Source organism: Candidatus Desulfolinea nitratireducens (genome assembly GCF_982879505.1).
Genome location: NZ_CEYOSI010000002.1, coordinates 1 through 18,451, shown reverse-complemented (window position 1 = coordinate 18,451; position 18,451 = coordinate 1). Strand labels below are relative to the sequence as shown.

General features: G+C 49.3%; 16 protein-coding genes and 1 pseudogene. 14 read left to right on the top strand and 3 right to left on the bottom strand.

Annotation, left to right across the window (positions count from 1 at the left end; genetic code table 11):
- Positions 1-136: 136 nt before the first annotated feature.
- The 9 genes from AC3DOM_RS00295 to AC3DOM_RS00255 all read left to right on the top strand — a co-directional run bounded on the left by AC3DOM_RS00295 (position 137) and on the right by AC3DOM_RS00255 (position 9,811).
- Entirely contained in the window at positions 137-1,852 is a 1,716-nt protein-coding gene (locus AC3DOM_RS00295) for a hypothetical protein (RefSeq protein ID WP_487917019.1), read from the top strand.
- A 32-nt stretch (positions 1,853-1,884) separates the two neighbouring features.
- Positions 1,885-2,379 carry a hypothetical protein gene (locus tag AC3DOM_RS00290; protein WP_487917018.1) on the top strand — a complete coding sequence of 165 codons (495 nt, stop codon included), beginning with the start codon at positions 1,885-1,887 and terminating at the stop codon, positions 2,377-2,379.
- A gap of 60 nt (positions 2,380-2,439) precedes the next feature.
- Complete coding sequence (locus tag AC3DOM_RS00285) at positions 2,440-3,153, top strand: response regulator transcription factor (RefSeq protein ID WP_487917017.1); 714 nt, start codon at positions 2,440-2,442, stop codon at positions 3,151-3,153.
- Positions 3,153-4,046 (top strand): sensor histidine kinase, encoded by an 894-nt coding sequence (locus AC3DOM_RS00280; RefSeq protein ID WP_487917016.1) that lies wholly within the window; start codon positions 3,153-3,155, stop codon positions 4,044-4,046. Before AC3DOM_RS00285 ends, AC3DOM_RS00280 begins: the two co-directional genes overlap by 1 nt.
- 432 nt (positions 4,047-4,478) lie before the next feature.
- Positions 4,479-4,610, top strand: coding sequence for a hypothetical protein (locus tag AC3DOM_RS00275; protein ID WP_487917015.1), 132 nt, complete (start codon positions 4,479-4,481; stop codon positions 4,608-4,610).
- Positions 4,603-7,062 (top strand): leucine--tRNA ligase, encoded by a 2,460-nt coding sequence (gene leuS, locus AC3DOM_RS00270; RefSeq protein ID WP_487917014.1) that lies wholly within the window; start codon positions 4,603-4,605, stop codon positions 7,060-7,062. Before AC3DOM_RS00275 ends, leuS begins: the two co-directional genes overlap by 8 nt.
- Positions 7,063-7,388: 326 nt before the next feature.
- Positions 7,389-9,017 carry a gamma-glutamyltransferase gene (gene ggt / locus AC3DOM_RS00265; protein ID WP_487917013.1) on the top strand — a complete coding sequence of 543 codons (1,629 nt, stop codon included), beginning with the start codon at positions 7,389-7,391 and terminating at the stop codon, positions 9,015-9,017.
- Positions 9,018-9,079: 62 nt separating this feature from the next.
- Positions 9,080-9,379, top strand: a complete 300-nt coding sequence (locus AC3DOM_RS00260; RefSeq protein ID WP_487917012.1) for a class I SAM-dependent methyltransferase — start codon at positions 9,080-9,082, stop codon at positions 9,377-9,379.
- A gap of 18 nt (positions 9,380-9,397) precedes the next feature.
- Positions 9,398-9,811: a hypothetical protein gene (locus AC3DOM_RS00255; RefSeq protein WP_487917011.1), complete on the top strand. Its 414-nt coding sequence runs from the start codon at positions 9,398-9,400 to the stop codon at positions 9,809-9,811.
- A gap of 23 nt (positions 9,812-9,834) precedes the next feature.
- Here the strand turns inward: AC3DOM_RS00255 and AC3DOM_RS00250 are convergent.
- Positions 9,835-10,017 (bottom strand): annotated as a pseudogene (locus AC3DOM_RS00250) (CAP domain-containing protein); the annotation flags it as partial.
- A 2-nt stretch (positions 10,018-10,019) separates the two neighbouring features.
- Complete coding sequence (locus tag AC3DOM_RS00245) at positions 10,020-10,382, bottom strand: CAP domain-containing protein (RefSeq protein WP_487917010.1); 363 nt, start codon at positions 10,380-10,382, stop codon at positions 10,020-10,022.
- 216 nt (positions 10,383-10,598) lie between these two features.
- Between AC3DOM_RS00245 and AC3DOM_RS00240 the strand changes: the two genes are divergently transcribed.
- Entirely contained in the window at positions 10,599-11,939 is a 1,341-nt protein-coding gene (locus AC3DOM_RS00240) for a T6SS phospholipase effector Tle1-like catalytic domain-containing protein (protein WP_487917009.1), read from the top strand.
- 339 nt (positions 11,940-12,278) lie between these two features.
- Here the strand turns inward: AC3DOM_RS00240 and AC3DOM_RS00235 are convergent, their stop codons facing one another.
- Positions 12,279-13,136, bottom strand: coding sequence for an AlkZ-related protein (locus AC3DOM_RS00235; protein WP_487917008.1), 858 nt, complete (start codon positions 13,134-13,136; stop codon positions 12,279-12,281).
- Between the two features lie 185 nt (positions 13,137-13,321).
- On the opposite strand from AC3DOM_RS00235, the gene AC3DOM_RS00230 reads away from it, so the two are divergent.
- From AC3DOM_RS00230 to AC3DOM_RS00215, 4 genes are all read left to right on the top strand, one after another.
- A complete protein-coding gene (locus tag AC3DOM_RS00230; RefSeq protein WP_487917007.1) occupies positions 13,322-13,903 on the top strand; it encodes a TetR/AcrR family transcriptional regulator in 582 nt (193 codons plus the stop codon).
- Between the two features lie 58 nt (positions 13,904-13,961).
- Complete coding sequence (locus tag AC3DOM_RS00225; RefSeq protein WP_487917006.1) at positions 13,962-14,681, top strand: ABC transporter ATP-binding protein; 720 nt, start codon at positions 13,962-13,964, stop codon at positions 14,679-14,681.
- Positions 14,678-15,826, top strand: coding sequence for an ABC transporter ATP-binding protein (locus AC3DOM_RS00220; protein ID WP_487917005.1), 1,149 nt, complete (start codon positions 14,678-14,680; stop codon positions 15,824-15,826). Before AC3DOM_RS00225 ends, AC3DOM_RS00220 begins: the two co-directional genes overlap by 4 nt.
- Before the next feature lie 109 nt (positions 15,827-15,935).
- The gene (locus AC3DOM_RS00215; RefSeq protein ID WP_487917004.1) at positions 15,936-18,368 is read left to right on the top strand and encodes an ABC transporter permease; all 2,433 of its coding nucleotides are present in this window, start codon (positions 15,936-15,938) and stop codon (positions 18,366-18,368) included.
- Positions 18,369-18,451: the final 83 nt, after the last annotated feature.

Below are 18,451 nucleotides of genomic sequence, written 5' to 3'. Positions count from 1 at the left end.
ACCCAACTTGGAAAAACAAAATCCTATTGAAATACGGACCGAATATGGGATAATCAACTATCACCTATAATCAGGACAAATTCCTGATGCCATAAGAATAGTAAAATTGTAGAAAACAATCTACTGGAGTGTAGTCATGCACAAGAAACGAAAAACCCAATATTTGGTAATTCTTTTATCTGTAATTTTTACCCTGGCATGTGGAAGTTTCCAAGTGGGAATAGTGACACCTACCTCAGAAAATGCCGTCGTCTCAATTGGGGATGCTCAGGAAGCAAGCCCCGAGGTGGCTGCAGCGGAAAATTTCTCGCATCTTTGGGTGGAGTACTGGAACCCTGTTTTCAATTATGGCCTTGCCATACCCTCCCATTGGCGGGTGAATACTGAATCCGAAAGCGGATTCATGATGCTCTGGAGCTACGATCAGGATTACTTTGATGCGAATTCCATCAAGGGATGGTGGATCGGCGGTGAAGCTCCAGAAGGCGCAGTGAAGCTAGATTTCGTTCCATTTGAAAACGTTGTTTCTGAACAATCGTTAGACACAGCGATCAGTAATATCCTTGGGGCTGACCCGGAAATGACCGTAGTCTTGTCGGTTGAAAAAACCGATCTCGGCAATTTTGATGCGGTTCAAATCACCACGGCGAGACCTGACAAGGTAGAAGATATCACGACCAGTATCGCCATCCGATTATCTCCAGACGTCATTCTTTTGGTAGCGGCATACCCCAATAACTTCTATGAGCTGAGCGATGTAAAAACCATTCTAGGCACCCTCGTCCTGAATAAAAACACCCCCATTATTAAGCCAAGCACAGCTCCTCACCCACCACTCACCGTAAAAAATGAGGATCTATCGGGGATGCCCACTGCCAGCTATCCAGTCGCATGGTACGGTCACATTGCCAGTATACCCGCAAAAGAACCCTATGACGATAAAGTGGTTCTTTCCTATGGTGCAGGCGAATTTGGCATCAAGGGGAACACCCCTGAACTCGAAGAAACGATTCGATCCCTGCGGGATGCAACCGGGGATGCAGAATATGTCCACCTGTGGGGCGTGTTGTATTGCGATATTGATGACTACAACACCTGCCAGTTAAACGTTGATCGCCTGGAGTACGGGGATCAATACTCGATCTCTCTTTATGATATCGGTGATTGGGTCGGCACAATCAAAAGTACCACTTTCTTCGGCGAAACCGTTTACGTTTTTGAGTTGTCCGGCCAATTGCCAGTGTGGTATGGAATTAGTGGAGCAAACGATCCTCTTATTCAAGGGGAGATTGAGGCTTTGAGTGATACCAATACGATTGTGACGATCTGGGGCGATTTGCTGGTCGGTGTAGATGGTGTTAACGGGACCCGTATTGAAGTCCGGATGGTCGATCCTCCGGGGCCAAATATGATGCCCTCCCCCACAAGTTGCGATTCCGAATCGGGTTATTTGGGCTCCGTCGAAGAAATGGTCGAATTCATCCAAACTAACCTTGAAACCGGGAACCACTGGCCATTTTCATATGCCATCGGCAACCCCTTTGTGATCGGCTACTGGCGATCTGAGGGGGTGGTTCTGCCTCGTGAAGAAGCCTATCAACAACTTACAACAAATCTGCTCCCATCCCCAGATGATGTAGTCGTCATCACCGATCCCGCTTCCTTCCCAGACTTGGGGGGCAGATCTCTTGAAACTATTTGGGGACCAGATGTGGATGTAGCCGCAACCATCTATAGCAAGGGTTGGGGATCTGATGGGCAGCAAGAAGCCATCCTGTCGGTGGCGCGCTGTGACTCTCATGGCATTGATGTCTACTACTGGTATGGCATGATGTACGGCAGGTTTGAGTAGATAAATAAGACAGATAATCTGGAGTTGAGATAATGAAAAGGACAACTCAAATAATAGTGGCTATCACGATAGCTTTTGTACTTGTTAATTGTGGAATTGTAAGTCAAAAAACAACCAGCGTTGAAACACCACCCGAACAAAGCACATTCAAGCAAAACTTCTCAATAGGCCCTCTCATTGAAATCCACAAAGACCTTTTGATTGAAGGGCCACGCACCTTGAGTGGAACGGAAGCTGGACCCCGAGAGCCCTTTATTCAAAGCCATGAAACTATGACCCTCCAAGTCGATCCGGATAATGCGGGCATTCTTTTTGAAGCAATCGAATCCGATCTAGAAGAAACGCTGATGAATAGTGGAGCAACGATCGTAGGCAGCGGCGGAACTGATGTCCACGCAGATCCAATTGCCTTTTTCTCCCACAGCTACAGCGAGGGACCATTTTATGGCGTCGTTGATGTGTGGGGGATTCGTGGAAAAGAAAACACCTTCATCATCATTTCTCAAATTACTGAAAGCCGAAACTGACATTTTTGAAGGATGTGCTAGAATCAGAAAACACTTGTTTTAGAAAGCGGAAGAAATAATATGTCTGCTCATTCCCATATTCTCCTGGTTGACGATGAATCTGCCATCACTGATAATTTGGCCCCGTTTCTTCAACGTGCTGGATTTGAAGTAAGTGTCGCGTCAAATGGGGAGGAAGCTCTCACGGCAATTGAATCCAATTCCCTTGACCTGATTGTCAGCGACGTACTCATGCCAAAGATGGACGGTCGGGAGTTGCTCCGATCTCTGCGGCAGGATAATAATTGGATACCTATTATTTTACTAACTCAGGTCGGGGAGGCCTTTGAGCGGGCAATGGCCCTTGAAGAAGGCGCAGATGATTACATCAATAAGCCATTTGAACCCCATGAACTGGTAGCTCGTATCCGGGCGGTACTGCGACGAGCAAAACCAGGAAAACCGCCCCTATCGGCTGCTTGGCAGGTCACCTGTGGTGACCTGCGTTTTGATCGCCGCGCTCGTCGGGTGTATCTCCAAGGTCAGGAACTGAGCTTGACCCCTAAAGCGGTGCTGTTACTTGAATATCTGATGACTCATCCTGATGAGCTAGTCACTCGCGAGCGGCTTCTTGACGTGGTCTGGGGTTGGGATTATCCAGTCGGTTCTCGGGCAGTCGACACGCGGATCGCCGAGTTACGTCGCTCTCTGGAAGATAATGCTGCCGAACCTCGTTATATTGAGACCTTGCCCGGGCAAGGCTATCGGTTTGCTGCAAACGTGGAGGGAAAATAGTGCGGTGGCGTTGGTGGTGGGTATTAATCCCTTTTATCTTTGGCATAATGGCTGCATTAGCTATTATCTTAACGAAGATGCCGAATCCGATCCTCTTTTTTCAGGCTGACCTGTGGATATTGGTCATCGGAGTTGGAATTGGACTATCTATATTGATGGCGTTAATTACAGGGTATCACGCTCAGAATAAGAAAACCCAAAACGCTGTTATTAATAAATTTTCTGAAGATCGTAACCGCTTCCTTCGCCGCCTGGATCATGAGTTGAAAAACCCTCTCACGGCCATTCTGGCTGGATTGGCAAATTTATCTGTTGCTGAAACGCCCACAGATCGTTCAAGTAGCTTGAACAGCGTTCAAACCCAGGTAGGAAGGCTCCGCCGTCTTGTGGCAGAGTTAAGAAAACTGTCAGAACTTGAAACCAGGCCATTAGATCTCGGCCCGATAGATTTGACCGTTTTTTTAGAGGATGCTTTTGAATTAGCAAAGGAAGATGCTGAAGCGGGGAAAAGGAATCTGACCATTTCAATTCCTCGTGCGCCCTGGCCTCTACCAACCATCAATGGAGATCGGGATCTATTAATTCTAGCCATTCATAATCTCCTGGAAAACTCATTCAAATTTACAGAATCAGGAGATACTATCGAAATGCGGGCATTTGAAGATGGTACTCGTGTGGTCATTGAGATCGCTGATACTGGTCCTGGTATTCCAGAAGATGATCAACTTTTCATATGGGAAGAACTCTATCGAGGCAAAAATGCTCGCGGGATTCCCGGGAGCGGGTTGGGGTTAGCCCTGGTTAGAGCAATTATTACTCGACATAGAGGAGATATCGCCATCCGATCTCGCTCCGGGGAAGGAACCGTTTTTAGTATCCATCTTCCAGGCTAATTTTCCTCATTGAGGTTGAAGCGAGATGAGCAATTAGGAAACTATTCGCTCATATGCTATAATTTGCGGAATTCTAAAAGTCAGAACAGGAGTAGTAGGTCATCCTGCCAGAGAGATGGGTAGAAAATGTGAAAGCTCATCATTGGTATTTGCAGGAATGCCGTCAAGACCGAACTCGCCTGTTGCCCCTGAGTGAAGACGAAGGGGAGACTGCATCTGCGAATGCCACAAAATGTGGAAGTAGTTGATGCCGGGTAAGCCCGTTATAGCGAACTTAAGTGATGTTTTAAGGTTGAAAAGTTAGAAAGTTGGAAGGTAGTGAACATGCCAACATTTAAACTTTCAAACTTTCAACATAATCTGGGTGGTACCGCGGAGCGATCCTTCGTCCCTGAGTGGATGAAGGATTTTTTGTTAATAAGGAGGTACGATATGAAACCAATCAACTATGGTCGCAGATCCTCGGGACTCTCTTTATCCGTTCGCGCGCCCCTCCTTAGCCTCGTACTTGAAACCTGGCAAATCGATCTTGAAACTCTACAAAGAGAGGCAAAAAATGACTGAAAATTATAATCACACTGAAATTGAAAAAAAATGGCAGGATAAATGGGATGCTGACGAACTATACCGCTCGGTGATCGACGAGAGTCGTCCCAAGCATTATGCGCTGACCATGCTGCCCTATCCCTCCGGTGACCTGCATATCGGTCACTGGTACGCGATGACTCCCTCTGATGCACGCGCTCGTTATATGCGCATGAATGGATTCAACGTCCTCTTCCCAATTGGCTTCGACTCATTTGGGCTGCCAGCAGAAGGTGCGGCGATCAAGAATAATATCCATCCCAAGAAGTGGACTTATGCCAATATCGAGCGGATGCGTGGCCAACTGCGCAGCATGGGTGCGATGTTCGATTGGGAACGTGAAGCCGTCTCCAGCGACGAATCCTATTACCGCTGGTCAGAATGGTTCTTTATCCAACTCTACAAAAATGGGTTGGCTTACCGAAAAATGTCCCCAGTGGACTGGTGCCCAAGCTGCAATACCACCCTGGCGCGCGAACAGGTTTGGGGTGACGACCGTCACTGCGAACGCTGTGGCACGCCCGTTATTAAAAAAGATCTCGACCAGTGGTTTTTCCGGACGACGAACTACGCCGATGAGATGTTGAAGTTTGAAGATATCGATTGGCCTCAACACGTCAGGACATTGCAAACCAACTGGATCGGTCGCAGTGAAGGGGCCTCGGTGATTTTCAAAACCGAGGTTGGGGATCACGATATGGAAGTTTTCACCACGCGTCCGGATACGCTCTGGGGCGCGACTTTCATGGTCCTGTCTCCTGAGCATCCGCTGGTGGAGGTGGTCTCCACTGAGGATAAAAAGGCCGAAATCGAAGCATATAAAGACGAGGCCGCGCGTCAATCGGATATAGAGCGTGAGGCAACCGATAAGGAAAAAACCGGTGTTTTCACCGGTGGATATGCCATTAATCCGGTCAACGATGAGCGCATCCCGATCTGGATCGCGGATTATGTCCTCATGTCTTATGGCACGGGCGCAATTATGGCCGTCCCGGCCCACGACGAGCGCGATTTCGAGTTTGCCCGCAAGTTTGGGTTGGAGGTCCGTGTAGTTATCCAGCCCGATGATATGGAAGCCCTCGACGGTGAAACAATGGAAGCCTCTGTCCCTGCCAAGGGACAGATGGTCAACTCCGGGCCGCTGACGGGCACCCCCGGCGATCAATCAGTCGTCAAGGCGATTGAATTTATCGGTGAAAAAGGGACCGGTAAAAAAGCGGTCAATTACAAGCTGCGTGACTGGCTGATCTCCCGCCAGCGCTATTGGGGATCACCGATCCCGATGATCCACTGCGAAAAATGCGGCTGGAATCCTGTCCCCGAGGATGAGCTACCGATTACGCTGCCGGAAGATGTGGAATGGTTGCCCACCGGTGAGTCCCCGCTGAAACTGCATCCAACCTGGAAGCACGTCAAATGTCCGGAGTGTGACGGCAAAGCTGTCCGTGAAACCGACACGATGGATACCTTTATGTGCTCCTCCTGGTATCACCTGCGCTATCTATCCCCCGAATATCACGAAGGTCCTTTTGATCAGACCGAGTATGATTACTGGATGCCGGTTGATATCTATACGGGTGGCATTGAGCATGCCACGATGCACCTGATGTACACGCGATTTTTCCATAAAGCCTTGCGTGATATGGGGATCACAAAAGGGGATGAGCCGATGTCGCAGCTTCGAAATCAGGGCATGGTTTTGGGCGAAGATCACGATAAGATGTCGAAATCCAAAGGCAATGTGATTGCGCCGGATGCGCTGGTGGATAAGTACGGGGCGGATGTTGTCCGTGCCTATTTGATGTTCTTCTCCCGCTGGGATATGGGTGGACCCTGGAATTCGCAAGGCATCGAGGGGACTGTCCGCTGGATGCGCCGGGTCTGGACTATCTTTAATGAGACCGCTAACGTAACGGACGTGACCCCAACCTGCTCGGCGGAAACGAAAAAGAGTCTGCGCCTCAAGTTACACGAGACCCTGAAATCGGTCACCTTCGACTTTGAGAATGTCGGCTTTAATACGATCATCTCTTCGTTGATGGAGTTGATGAACGAGATTTATAAGGCCCGCAGCGAAGGCGCGGTGGGCACCCCCGAATGGGATGAGACCCTCGATATTTACCTGCGCATGTTGGCGCCAGTTGCACCGCATATCGCCGAGGAACTCTGGCAGGTGATGGGCAATGAATATTCGATCCATACCCAGGCGTGGCCCAAGGTGGATGAATCTGCCATCGTTGTAAACGAAATCACGATGGGCGTGCAGGTGAACGGCAAAGTCCGTGATCGCATCACCGTCGCCGCCGATGCGGATGATGACACTGTCAAAGCCGCTGCGCTGGCGAGCGAGAATGTACAGAAATTCCTCGAAGGCAAAGAACCCCGCAAGGTGATCGTGATTCCGGGGCGCCTGGTCAATATTGTGAAGTGAGAATGGCAGATAGAAATCGAAATATGAAACCCTTCGTGATAAGCTTATAAAGAAGATTGATCCCATCCCCCCTGTTGTCCCCCCTTCCCAAAGGGGGGACAATTTTCTTATTGGGACTTGGGAGCAGATTTTCTGCTCCCAAGTCCCTTAGAATTATCCCTCCCCCGCCGAGTATATTAATATATCCAAAACTAAATCAGGCGGGGGAGGGTAGGGTGGGGGCAAATCACACCTCTATCTAAAATCACTCCTTCTATAGATTAGATTTGTGGAGTGTCATAATATTTAAATATTTTTTGATAAACTCTTCTATAATAAGGAAACCTATGACCACACTACCCTTCAACTCACGTCGTTCTTCCGTTTATGGGCGCAAGGGGATTGTCGCCACATCACAGCCTTTGGCAACCTCCGCAGGACTTGAGATGCTGGCAAAAGGCGGCAATGCTGCCGATGCGGCTCTGGCCGCGGCTGCGGCGCTGAATGTAACCGAGCCGACCTCCACAGGGATTGGCGGGGATATGTTCGCCTTGTATTATTCAGCCGACACGAAACAAGTCACCGCCCTGAATGGATCGGGGCGCGCCCCCGCCGCCCTGACGCTGGATCGGTTAAAAAATGAAGGCTTCTCTACCGAATTACCCCGTTTTCATGTCCATACGGTGACCGTTCCCGGGGCATGCGCGGGCTGGATTGACCTGAATACAAAACATGGCTCATTGCCCATGGATGAGATCCTTGCCCCCGCGACTCGACTCGCAAGAGAAGGATTCCCAGTGGGACCGATCACATCCCATGCCTGGAAAGCTGGCGCAGAAGCGCAATTGAAATTTGCCCCAAATGGAAATGAATTAACGATTGATGGCCGCGCCCCTGCGCCCGGGGAAATATTCCGCAACCCGGGTTTGGCAAAAACATTTGAAACCATCGCGCGTGGAGGCGCATCCGCCTTTTATCAGGGAGAGATTGCGGAAGCCATTGTGCGTGTTGTCAATCAGGCGGGTGGCTGCCTGTCAGCGGAAGATCTGGCCTCGCATCTCTCCACCTGGGAAGAGCCGATCTCGACCACCTACAGGGGATATCGGGTCTTTGAATGCCCGCCAAACGGACAGGGCATCACGGCCCTGATCGCCTTGAATATTTTGGAAGGCTTTGATCTGGGAGCGCTGGATTTGCTTTCAACGGAACGAATTCACTTGATGATCGAAGCGCTGCGGCTGGCCTTCGCAGATGCACGTTGGTACGTGGCCGACCCTGCTTTTTCCAAGATTCCCATCCAGGAATTACTTTCAAAAGACTATGCAGATAAACGCCGCAAGTTAATTAATAAAGAGCGCGCCACAATTGACCCCAAACGTGGGACCCCGGCATTATCCTCGGATACGGTCTATTTGAGCGTCGTGGATCAATTTGGAAATGCCTGTTCCTTCATCAACAGCAATTACTGGGGCTTTGGGACCGGGATCGTCCCGAAGGGCTGGGGCTTCACCCTGCAAAACCGTGGTCATAACTTCAACCTTGACCCGGCCCATCCCAACGCCCTTGCGCCGCTGAAGCGACCCTACCATACGATCATTCCCGCGATGGTGACCCGCGAATCCGATGATTCCCTCTACGCCTCCTATGGCGTGATGGGCGGATTTATGCAGCCCCAGGGACATGTGCAGGTGCTCTCCGCGCTGGTGGATGCTGGCCTCGACCCGCAAACCGCCCTCGATCTGCCCCGTTTTTGTATCGAGGTGGAAGAAACCGGCGGCCGTGTGGCTTTGGAAGAAGGAATCCCGAATGAAAGCTTTGTTGAAATGGAGAAAATGGGACATCCTGTTTATTCGGTCGGTGGATTTGAGCGTTCCTTATTTGGCCGGGGACAGGTCATTACCCGCGACCCAGCGACAGGCGTTTTGAGCGCGGGCAGCGATCCGCGCGCAGATGGCTGCGCGATGGCGGTGTGGTGATATTGATTTACCATTCGCTCAATTCGTGTAATTCGTGTTAAAAAATCACCTATAATCCTCCCATGTCTATCCTCAAGGACCCTGAAAAAAGTGAAATCAAAGCCCTATTCGATCTCTACGCTGATTGGGCGGGGAAATCCGTCCTGGAGATCGGTTCCGGTGATGGTCGCCTGACCTGGCGTTATGCGGAGAAAGTTGCCCGTGTTCTTGCCCTTGAGCCGGATGAAGAGGCCCATGCTGAGGCGTTGAATAATCGACCAAGCGAAATGGGGCATGTAGCATTAACCAATCTTGGTTTTGATGAGTTTGCCAGGGGTAATAAGGAAAAATTTGATCTGGCAATCCTTGCCTGGTCACTCTGATGAATGGAAGCAACGAGCATGGTGCATGCTCTCCGGGAAATTCGCAATTTATTGAAACCTGATGGTGCGCTGATCGATATCCGCCCGGATGGGGAATTGAATGAGTTTATTCGTCCGCTTGGGGAGGATGAGCATCTGATCGGGTATCTGCACGAGACCGACGATTATATCGAATACAGGCAGGCGGAAGCCGCTGTCCGGGAAGTAGTTGCAGCAGGATTATTCCGGATAGAGAAAGCAGGGAAATTTACCTTCAATGTTTACGCCGATTCATTTGATGAGCTAAAAATATTTCTTGACGAGAATTGGAGCGATTCCCTGATCAAGGGGGATGTCATTGCAGAGGCCCAAAGACTCGATGATGCCCATGGTGTGGGGAAAGTTATCCTGCGCGAGCAGCCCAGGATCGCTTTATTGAAACCAGTATTCTAAATTAGATTATTTTACACCACGGATTATGGCGCTGCAAAGACCACCGCGCAATACCCAAAGTTTTCATAAAAGGAATAGCCAATCCCGATCTCTGTGTGTTTTGTAGTCAGCAGGTTTTCATTATGGCGTGGGTTGGTTTGGTCCATCACCCAAAAGGAGACAACACCCTGCCCGTTTAGCGGTGGGTAGCTGGCGTGTACATTTTTCGTTACGCCAGAAGCTGCATAGCCAGTTGACGCGACACGCGAAGTGGGCGTGGTTCCATCCGAACCTCATGGGGGAATAGACCGTTGCAGGCCATATCTGAGCTGTGTGCCTGGGCAGCTTCTGCAAGCAGGGTATTGGTTGTCATTGCCGGTAAACTGCTTTGTGCTCGATTGTGGTTGATGATTGCCAAAACTTCAGATACCTGGCTCTGATCAATCGTATAAGCACAGTTGCCGGTGCTGAGAGTCCCGCTGGTTTCTATCGTGGTTGAGCCAGAATCCCCTCCTGCTGCGCCGACAGTGATCATCACCCAGAGGGTTTTATCTTTATCAATCGGGATTGTTTCCCCTGTTGGGGTGTGCAATTCGAAATCGGCCCTATAGCTCCCTCGGTGTTGGGGGCGACCAAATCAATGGCGATATTCAGGGTTTCCAAGCTTAATCCCTATCACCCCAAACCATTCTCCCTGTCTTGCGGAATACATGAAAAAGATCCTGTTTAAGAGCCTTTTGTTTGTATATTTTACCCTTTTATGCAATAATGGATATGTTATATCCGATTAATCAGTGGAGAGGTTGCCATGCCCAAAAATATTGTGATTTTATCTGATGGTACGGGACAGGAGGGTGGCAGAGGCCACGATACCAATGTCTATAAGCTCTTTCGAATGCTTGAAGATCGCACCGATCAACAGGTGGTTTTCTACGACGAGGGCCTTGGCACCGATTGGCGCAAGATATCCGGTAATATAGCTGGCGCGGGCATGAGGAAAAACATTCTTCAATGTTACCAATTTATTTATGAAAATTACAATGCCGGTGATAAAATATTTTTATTCGGTTTCAGCCGTGGGGCAGCAACGGTCAGGAGCCTGGCAAATTTTATTGATTATTTCGGAATCCTGCCCAAATCACGTCCGGAGTTAATCAAAAAGGCATATGCGCTCTATCGCATTGGGCGTGAAGAAAAGATTATAGAAAAGGTGGAGGAGGCGCCAGAAAACCAAAATCTCATGGATTTTGCGACGCAAGGAATTCAAAATCTCAGGGACCTGGGAGATATATTCATGCGCGGGCGGTCACTGAATACCAAGGCGGAAAAATTTATTCATCAACACCCAAACCAATGGGCTTCGATCGAATTTTTGGGTGTTTGGGATACGGTGCCCGCATTGGGTTTGCCCGGCGCTGTGATCGACACTTTTGTTAATATTATTCCGGGATGGAGGCATCGTTATCATGACTTCACCCTCCATTCGAGTGTCAGGAATGCGTACCATGCTCTTTCCATAGACGATGATCGCAAATGGTTCCACCCAACGATCTGGGATTGGTATGATAAGAAATATCAAAAAGTCGAACAAGTCTGGTTCAGCGGCTCGCATACGGATGTAGGAGGTGGATTTGACGAGTCTGGTTTATCCGATATATCGCTGGAGTGGATGGTTCAAAAAGCTGTTTCCCATGGAATCAGGCTCTTTCTCCGATCTTCGAAATATTGGAATTTCTGTGTTGCCCCCGATCCCACAGATCAGATACATTTACCACGTGAGGGCGGCGGGAAAATATACCCTGGAAAGCAAAGATATTGGCCGAAAGGTGTAGAAAAAACCTTTGGGATTCCCAAGGTCCATGAAAGTGTATTTGAGCGGGTGAAACGAGTTGAGGGGTATCAGCCCTGGATATTGCAGAAATTTTCAAAAACTCAGAAGGAGTCATCGAACAAGATCTTCGAGTATGAGGGGGAAAAAGCATCAATCAGGGATTACGATGAGAGTTCCTGGCAGGAGCAATTCGAAATTGAAGGGGATGAAATTAAAACCACGCGGCCAGAAAATGACTACGACAACCTGATTGAACGTGGAGAATGGGGATCTAACAGGCTCAGACGCGATTTAACGCGTTGGAAAAATAAGGGATAGAAAATAAAGTAATTGAGAGGCCCCACCTGACATCCCTGTGTATTTCGAGTTTGTTAGTGGGGCAATTGTATCAAAATTATTTTTTCCATAAAAATACAGTCTCAGAGCGGAGCGAAGCGTAGTCGCCTGTACCCCATAGGGGTGAAGAGCGATTTATAAGCAACCGCCCTTCACTCTGTCGAGTACAGGCGACTACACCGTTCGTGCCGCAAGCACGCCGGTGCGAGACGGCAGGCTCAAGAGCTGTCGCCTTCCGCTCACACCGTCCCGGTATCCCCGTTCGGGCCGGGAGCCCACCGGGGCGAACGGCCTTCGGGAGAAACTGTCATCTTTATTAAATTACCCAATAAATCCTTTTAACCCAAACCACTCCCCTTTTTCCTTGGGATGCGTCATCCCGCCCACCAAAATTTCCTTTTCCACCAATCCCTCGAGGGTGCGATCCAATAAAGGCTTGGGCCATTGGAAGAGTTTCGCTGCGTCCCTTTTGCCTGATGCGCCCAGCATCTCAAAATAGAGTGTTAATAATTTTCGGCGAGCGGCAGATTCACCGATCAGGCGGGCTTGCTCAGGCAGGTCGGGAAAATGCCTCGGCACGATCTCGTAGATATGCGAGTAATGCCAGGCGCCCGCATCCGAGACGCCAATGGGGAGGATCTTGAAATCCTTTTGCAGTGTTTCGAGCGCGCGGCTAAACTCGGATGGTTTGGCATTCGTCAGCCTCGCAGCACGCTTCAAGTCAATCGTATTGAGTGGCCCTTCATCTAATAAAGCCTCATAGACCAATTTGGCGGCCTGTGTCAGGGTTCCCTCCTGATAGGCGATCAGATAATCTTCTTCGGGGGAGCCGTAATTCTCTGTCAGCGCGTAAAAATAGGGGGTGATCTCCAGCGAGACCATCGTCGCTTTACGACGCAGGATTTTCCCGTAATACCAGATCTTTTTGCCGAGCGCGTTATCCTTCCAGCCCCAGGTGATGTGGCCGGGGTCATCATGCTCGTTGGGTACTGGACGATCTCCAGCGACCCCCATCCACAGATTGGGGAGGGGAATACCCTTGATCGGCCAGAAATAGACAAATCCGCGCGCATCCACGAAGGAGGCTGCCTCGGTGGGGCTTTTTAGTTTATCTGACGGTATCAGGCCAAAGGTCCGCGCACGATACGTTTTCAATGCTTCCAATGAGAGTTCTTTCATAAAGAGATTTTATCATCCCGCCCCCACCTAACCTCCCCCGCAAGCGGGAGAGGGATTGTTCTCCCCCTGTGAAACGGAGGGAGCCAGAGGGGGGCGATTTACCAGAAATCCTTGACTTGTGATAAATTTCATGATAAATTATGGCGCATTGTCTGCCATATCGCACAGAGTGCGCCAATAAAATTATGAGCAAAGACCGACGAATTCGACGTACACAAAAGCTTTTAGGTGAAGCGCTGATCGCAATTGCTCTGGAAAAGGGATATAAAAATATCACCATCCAGGATGTGACTGATCGCGCCGATATTGGCTATCGCACCTATTTCCGGCATTACGCCGGGCTGGATGAGTTGCTCGTGGATGTGGCCCAGGGAAGACTGAACGAACTCTACGATAATCTCAAACTGCCCCAGGCAGATGAAGAGGTTGCTGATCCCGTAAGTGTTTTTCGCAATACCGGGGAAACGCTTTTCAGGATCATTCAGGAAAATCAAAATATCTTTCGTGTTTTTCTATTGGACGATGGATTGCAATTTGCCCTTGTGCCAGTTATGAAAGGGGCTCGCAGTAGAACAGAGACTATTTTGAGCGTCCTGCCTCAAAAGAGAATTTCCACGCCGATCGCGGCCAACCATATCATTGCCTCTGCTCTTTCATTGATGCGCTGGTGGCTTGAAAATGATATGCCTTACCCGCCCGAACGAATGGGCAAAATCTTTACCGACCTGATCGTCCAGCCCACCTGGCTGGCGTTGACTGAAGAATAAAGCCCCCACCTGGCCTCCCCCGCGCGCGGGGGAGGGATATTGAGAATAAATCGAATTTATGTCTGTATCTACACAATTTCTCCCTCTAATTGAACTTCGCGAGGTGGTAAAAAATTACCAAAGCGAAGCCGGTGTTTATCCTGCGCTCAAGGGTATCAACTTGCATGTTGAGCGAGGCGAATTTCTCGGCATTATCGGAAAATCTGGCGCTGGAAAATCAACCCTGTTAAATATGTTCACCGGTGTTGATCAGCTTAGCTCTGGCGAAGTGATCGCCCACACAAATGGCAAGAGCATCTCGCTCCATGAAATGAGTGAAAATGATCTGGCCCTGTGGCGCGGACGCACAATGGGCGTCATTTACCAATCCTTCCAATTGTTGCCCATGCTGACCCTCGCCCAAAACGTGATGATGCCCATGGATATGAGCGGGCTATACCATCCCCGGAAAAGTCGCGAGCGCGCTCTTGAATTGCTCGACATGGTCGAATTGATCGACCACGCCCATAAATTGCCCGCATATATTTCGGGCGGGCAACAACAAAGGGTGGCAATCGCACGTGCACTCGCGAACGATCCGCCTCTCATCGTTGCGGATGAGCCTACCGGCAGCCTTGATTCAATCACTGCGGATACTATTTTCCAGCTCTTTGAGAGACTTGTCCAGTCGGGACGTACCATTGTGATGGTTACGCATGATATCGGATTGATGCCAAGATTTACGCGCCATGTGGAAATAGAGGATGGGGAATTGATCGGCGAGGGGAGGCGATCATGATGCCTCAGACTCAGCCCATGCTTGCTTCCGCTGAAACAAAAAATATGATCGAGATGCAGCAGGTCGTTAAAACCTTTGTCAACGCGGCGGGAGAATTCACCGCTCTCCGCGGGATTGACCTGAAACTCCAAGAAGGTGAATTTATTGCCATCATCGGCAAATCTGGCAGCGGAAAATCGACTTTGTTGAATATGCTCACGGGCATTGACCATCCGACAACCGGAAAAGTGATCGTCGAGGGTGTCGATGTATACGCGATGAGCGAAAGCAAACGTTCACTTTGGCGTGGACGCAATCTGGGTATCGTCTTTCAATTTTTCCAATTATTGCCAATGCTCAATTTACTTGAAAATGTCATGCTCCCAATGGACTATGTGGGCATGTACGATATTGATGAACGCCCCAAGCGTGCGATGGAATTATTGCGATTGGTTGGATTGGATGAGCATGCCCAGAAATTGCCGCGTGCTGTCTCGACCGGTCAGCAACAAAGTGCGGCCATCGCCCGGGCCCTCTCAACGGATGCCCCGATCATCGTCGCTGATGAGCCAACCGGAAATCTCGACTCGCGTTCGGCGGCACATATCATTGACCTTTTTGATGAGCTTTCGTCGCGGGGCAAGACCATCGTCATGGTCACTCATGATCCAACGATGACAAAACGCACTTCCCGCACGGTTGTCATCTCGGACGGCGAGTTGGTGAATGAGACGATTGCCCAGGCTTTGCCATTGCTTTCACAGCCCTTAATGAAGGAACTGAGCAATAAAGTGGAGCATCTCCATCTTCAGCCTGGCGAGACAATTATCCGTCAAAAGGAAAAGGTTGACAAATTCTTTATGATTGCCAAAGGGAAGGTGGATGTGGTTTTGCAGGGCCGCCGTAAAGATGATGTCATCGTTGCGCAGCTTGGGAATAATGATTTCTTTGGTGAAGTTGAGTTATTGCACGGTGGCAAATCCATCGCCAGCGTGCGCGCTGCCGTAGACAGCCCTGCTGAGTTGCTTGCGCTATCACGCGATGACTTTAATTGGTTGATGGATGAGTCCCCGCTGACAGAAAAAGCGATGGGCAATATTGTCCAGAAGAGAATTAAGGAAACGAAGCTAGCTGATCGCAGGAAAAAGAAACGGCTATTTGGTTAAAAACTTGCCCTCTCCCGTCCTCGCTTCGCTGGACTTCCCTCTCCCGCAAGGCGGGAGAGGGGGAGCTAGCGTAGCGATGCGGAGGTGAGGGCTGAAACAGGAGCAACACATGCGCCCACGTTGGCGAAAAGTACTTTCAGACCTAATAGATAATAAAGGCCGCACGATTTTAGTAGTTCTTTCGATCGCTGTTGGTGTTTTTGCGATTGGGGTGATCGCTGGTGCCTATAGGATCATCTCTGATGATATGAGCATCAGTTACGCGGCAAATAATCCTGCGAATATTGAAATCCGTATGGATGATTTCGATGAGGATTTTCTTGATACAGTTCGCAACTATGAGGGGATCAAAGAAGCCGAAGCCCGCCGCGTATTTGGGATCCGTATCCGCCCGCTGGGTGAGACGAAGTGGACGTCGGTGGATGTGATTACCATGCAAGATTTTGAAGAGAACGAGGTTAACCTGCTCGTTCCTGTCAAAGGAATTGAGATTCCGCAGAAGAACGAAATCTTGTTGGAGCGTGATGTTCTCGAAGAAATGGATATTCTTCCGGGGGAAACCCTTGAATTTCAACTGAGGGATGGGAGCATAAAGACGATCAAGGTAGCCGGGGTTGTGCAGGATTCTTCCACCGGGGCGATCGATTTTCTCTCTCCTCCATTGGCATATATTTCAACAGATACACTAAAACTTTTCGATCAGCCTGAGGTCTTTAATCGTATCTTTGCGACAGTAGAGACTGGTCAGGATGACGATGAGCATATAAACACTGTTTTGATCGCCCTGAAAGAGAAGATCGAAAAGAATGATTATTACGTAGCACGTACTTTCCGCTCGAAGACGCATGAACACCCTCTTGAATCTACGATCAATGCAGTTCTGGGTATCTTGATGGCGCTGGGCATTCTAATCGTATTTCTCTCAAGTTCGTTAATCGCAAATACGCTCAGTGCCCTGTTAAATCAGCATCTCCGTCATATTGGGATTATGAAGCTGCTGGGCGGACGCGACCAGATCATCTTTAGAATGTACCTTGTTCTATTGGTGGCATTTGGCCTGCTCTCGCTTCTGATCGCAGTGCCGGCAGGTGGACAGGGAGCCTATGCGTTGGCAGATTTTATCGCGGACAAGATGGGATTTTCACTGCTTGGATATCGTATTGTCCCGATCTCCTTTATGATCCAAATCGCAGTGGGGTTGCTTGTCCCTCTAGTGGCAGGATTTGCACCGGTTATCAAAGGCTCGCGTGTGACGGTCCAGAAAGCCATCAGTGGAGATCTCGCTGAAGATTCTGGAGAGCAAGAGGAACGGGGAGCGAAACGGGAATCACGTACTGAGAGATTCCAACTCAGGACAACGCAATTTCTTGCAGATCGAGGTATTCGTATCCCTCGTCCCACACTCATTTCCCTGCGTAACACTTTTCGCAGACGGGGCCGCTTGATGTTGACCCTGTTCACGCTCACAATGGGTGGATCAATTTTTATCGCAGTTTTCAATGTACGGGTAACGCTTCATGAATATGTACAGGATATTGGTAATTATTTCCTTGCCGATGTAACCCTTGACTTTGATACCGCCTATCGCCTGAGCGAAATTGAGCAATTTGCACTTCAGGACCCGCGCGTTGTTTACGTGGAAGGCTGGTCATTCACCTCCGCAGAGATTTTAAATCCCGATGGCTCAAATGCTGATAATGTCAGTATTTTAGCGCCCCCGGCAGAAAGTAAATTAGTTTCGCCTTTGCTGGTCGAAGGGCGATGGATAAAGCCGAGTGATGAGATGAAACTCGATATCAGTGAAGGGATTTACGATTTTTATCCCGATCTAAAAGTGGGGGATTATCTTCCTCTGAAAGTAAACGGAAAAGAAGAAAGCTGGGAAGTGATCGGAATTTTCAAGTTCATTGGGATGCAGGGGATATTGGGTTATGCGCCTTACGAATATATATCGCGGGAGCAAAATCTGGCGAACCGTTCCTTCTCCTATCGGATCGTGACCGAGAATCATGATCGAGTAGATCAAGAGGTGATGGCGAAAGATATGGACAAATATTTCCGAGAGAACGGTTTCCATGTCCAGGAAGCAACTCCGGGCCTCTCGACGCTGGATAGCGCCTCCGAAAGTTTGGATATTCTCATTACCTTCCTGCTCATTATGGCCCTGCTAACGGCAACCGTCGGCTCCATGGGGCTGGCCGGGACGATGAGTATGAATGTTCTTGAGCGGACTCGTGAAATTGGGATTATGCGTGCAGTTGGTGCAACAGATTCTGAAATTATTCGAATGGTCCTTGTTGAGGGACTCCTGATCGGGATGATCTCATGGGGACTGGGAATTATTCTGGCGGTTCCATTTACTTATTTGCTCTCATGGATAGTCAGTTTGGCAATTTTTGAGACCCCCATAACGGTGGTTTTTACGCCAATGGGATATTTTATCTGGCTAGGTTTGGTAATTGTATTGTCCTCGTTGGCAAGTGTCTTACCTGCGCGTAGCGCGGCACGTCTAACGATCCGTGAAGTTTTGGCATATGAATAATTGAAAGTAGCATTTGCAGGGTTGAAAGTTGAAATCCAAAAGTCTAAAGTCTACAATCTAAAGTCTAAAGTCTAAAGTCTAAA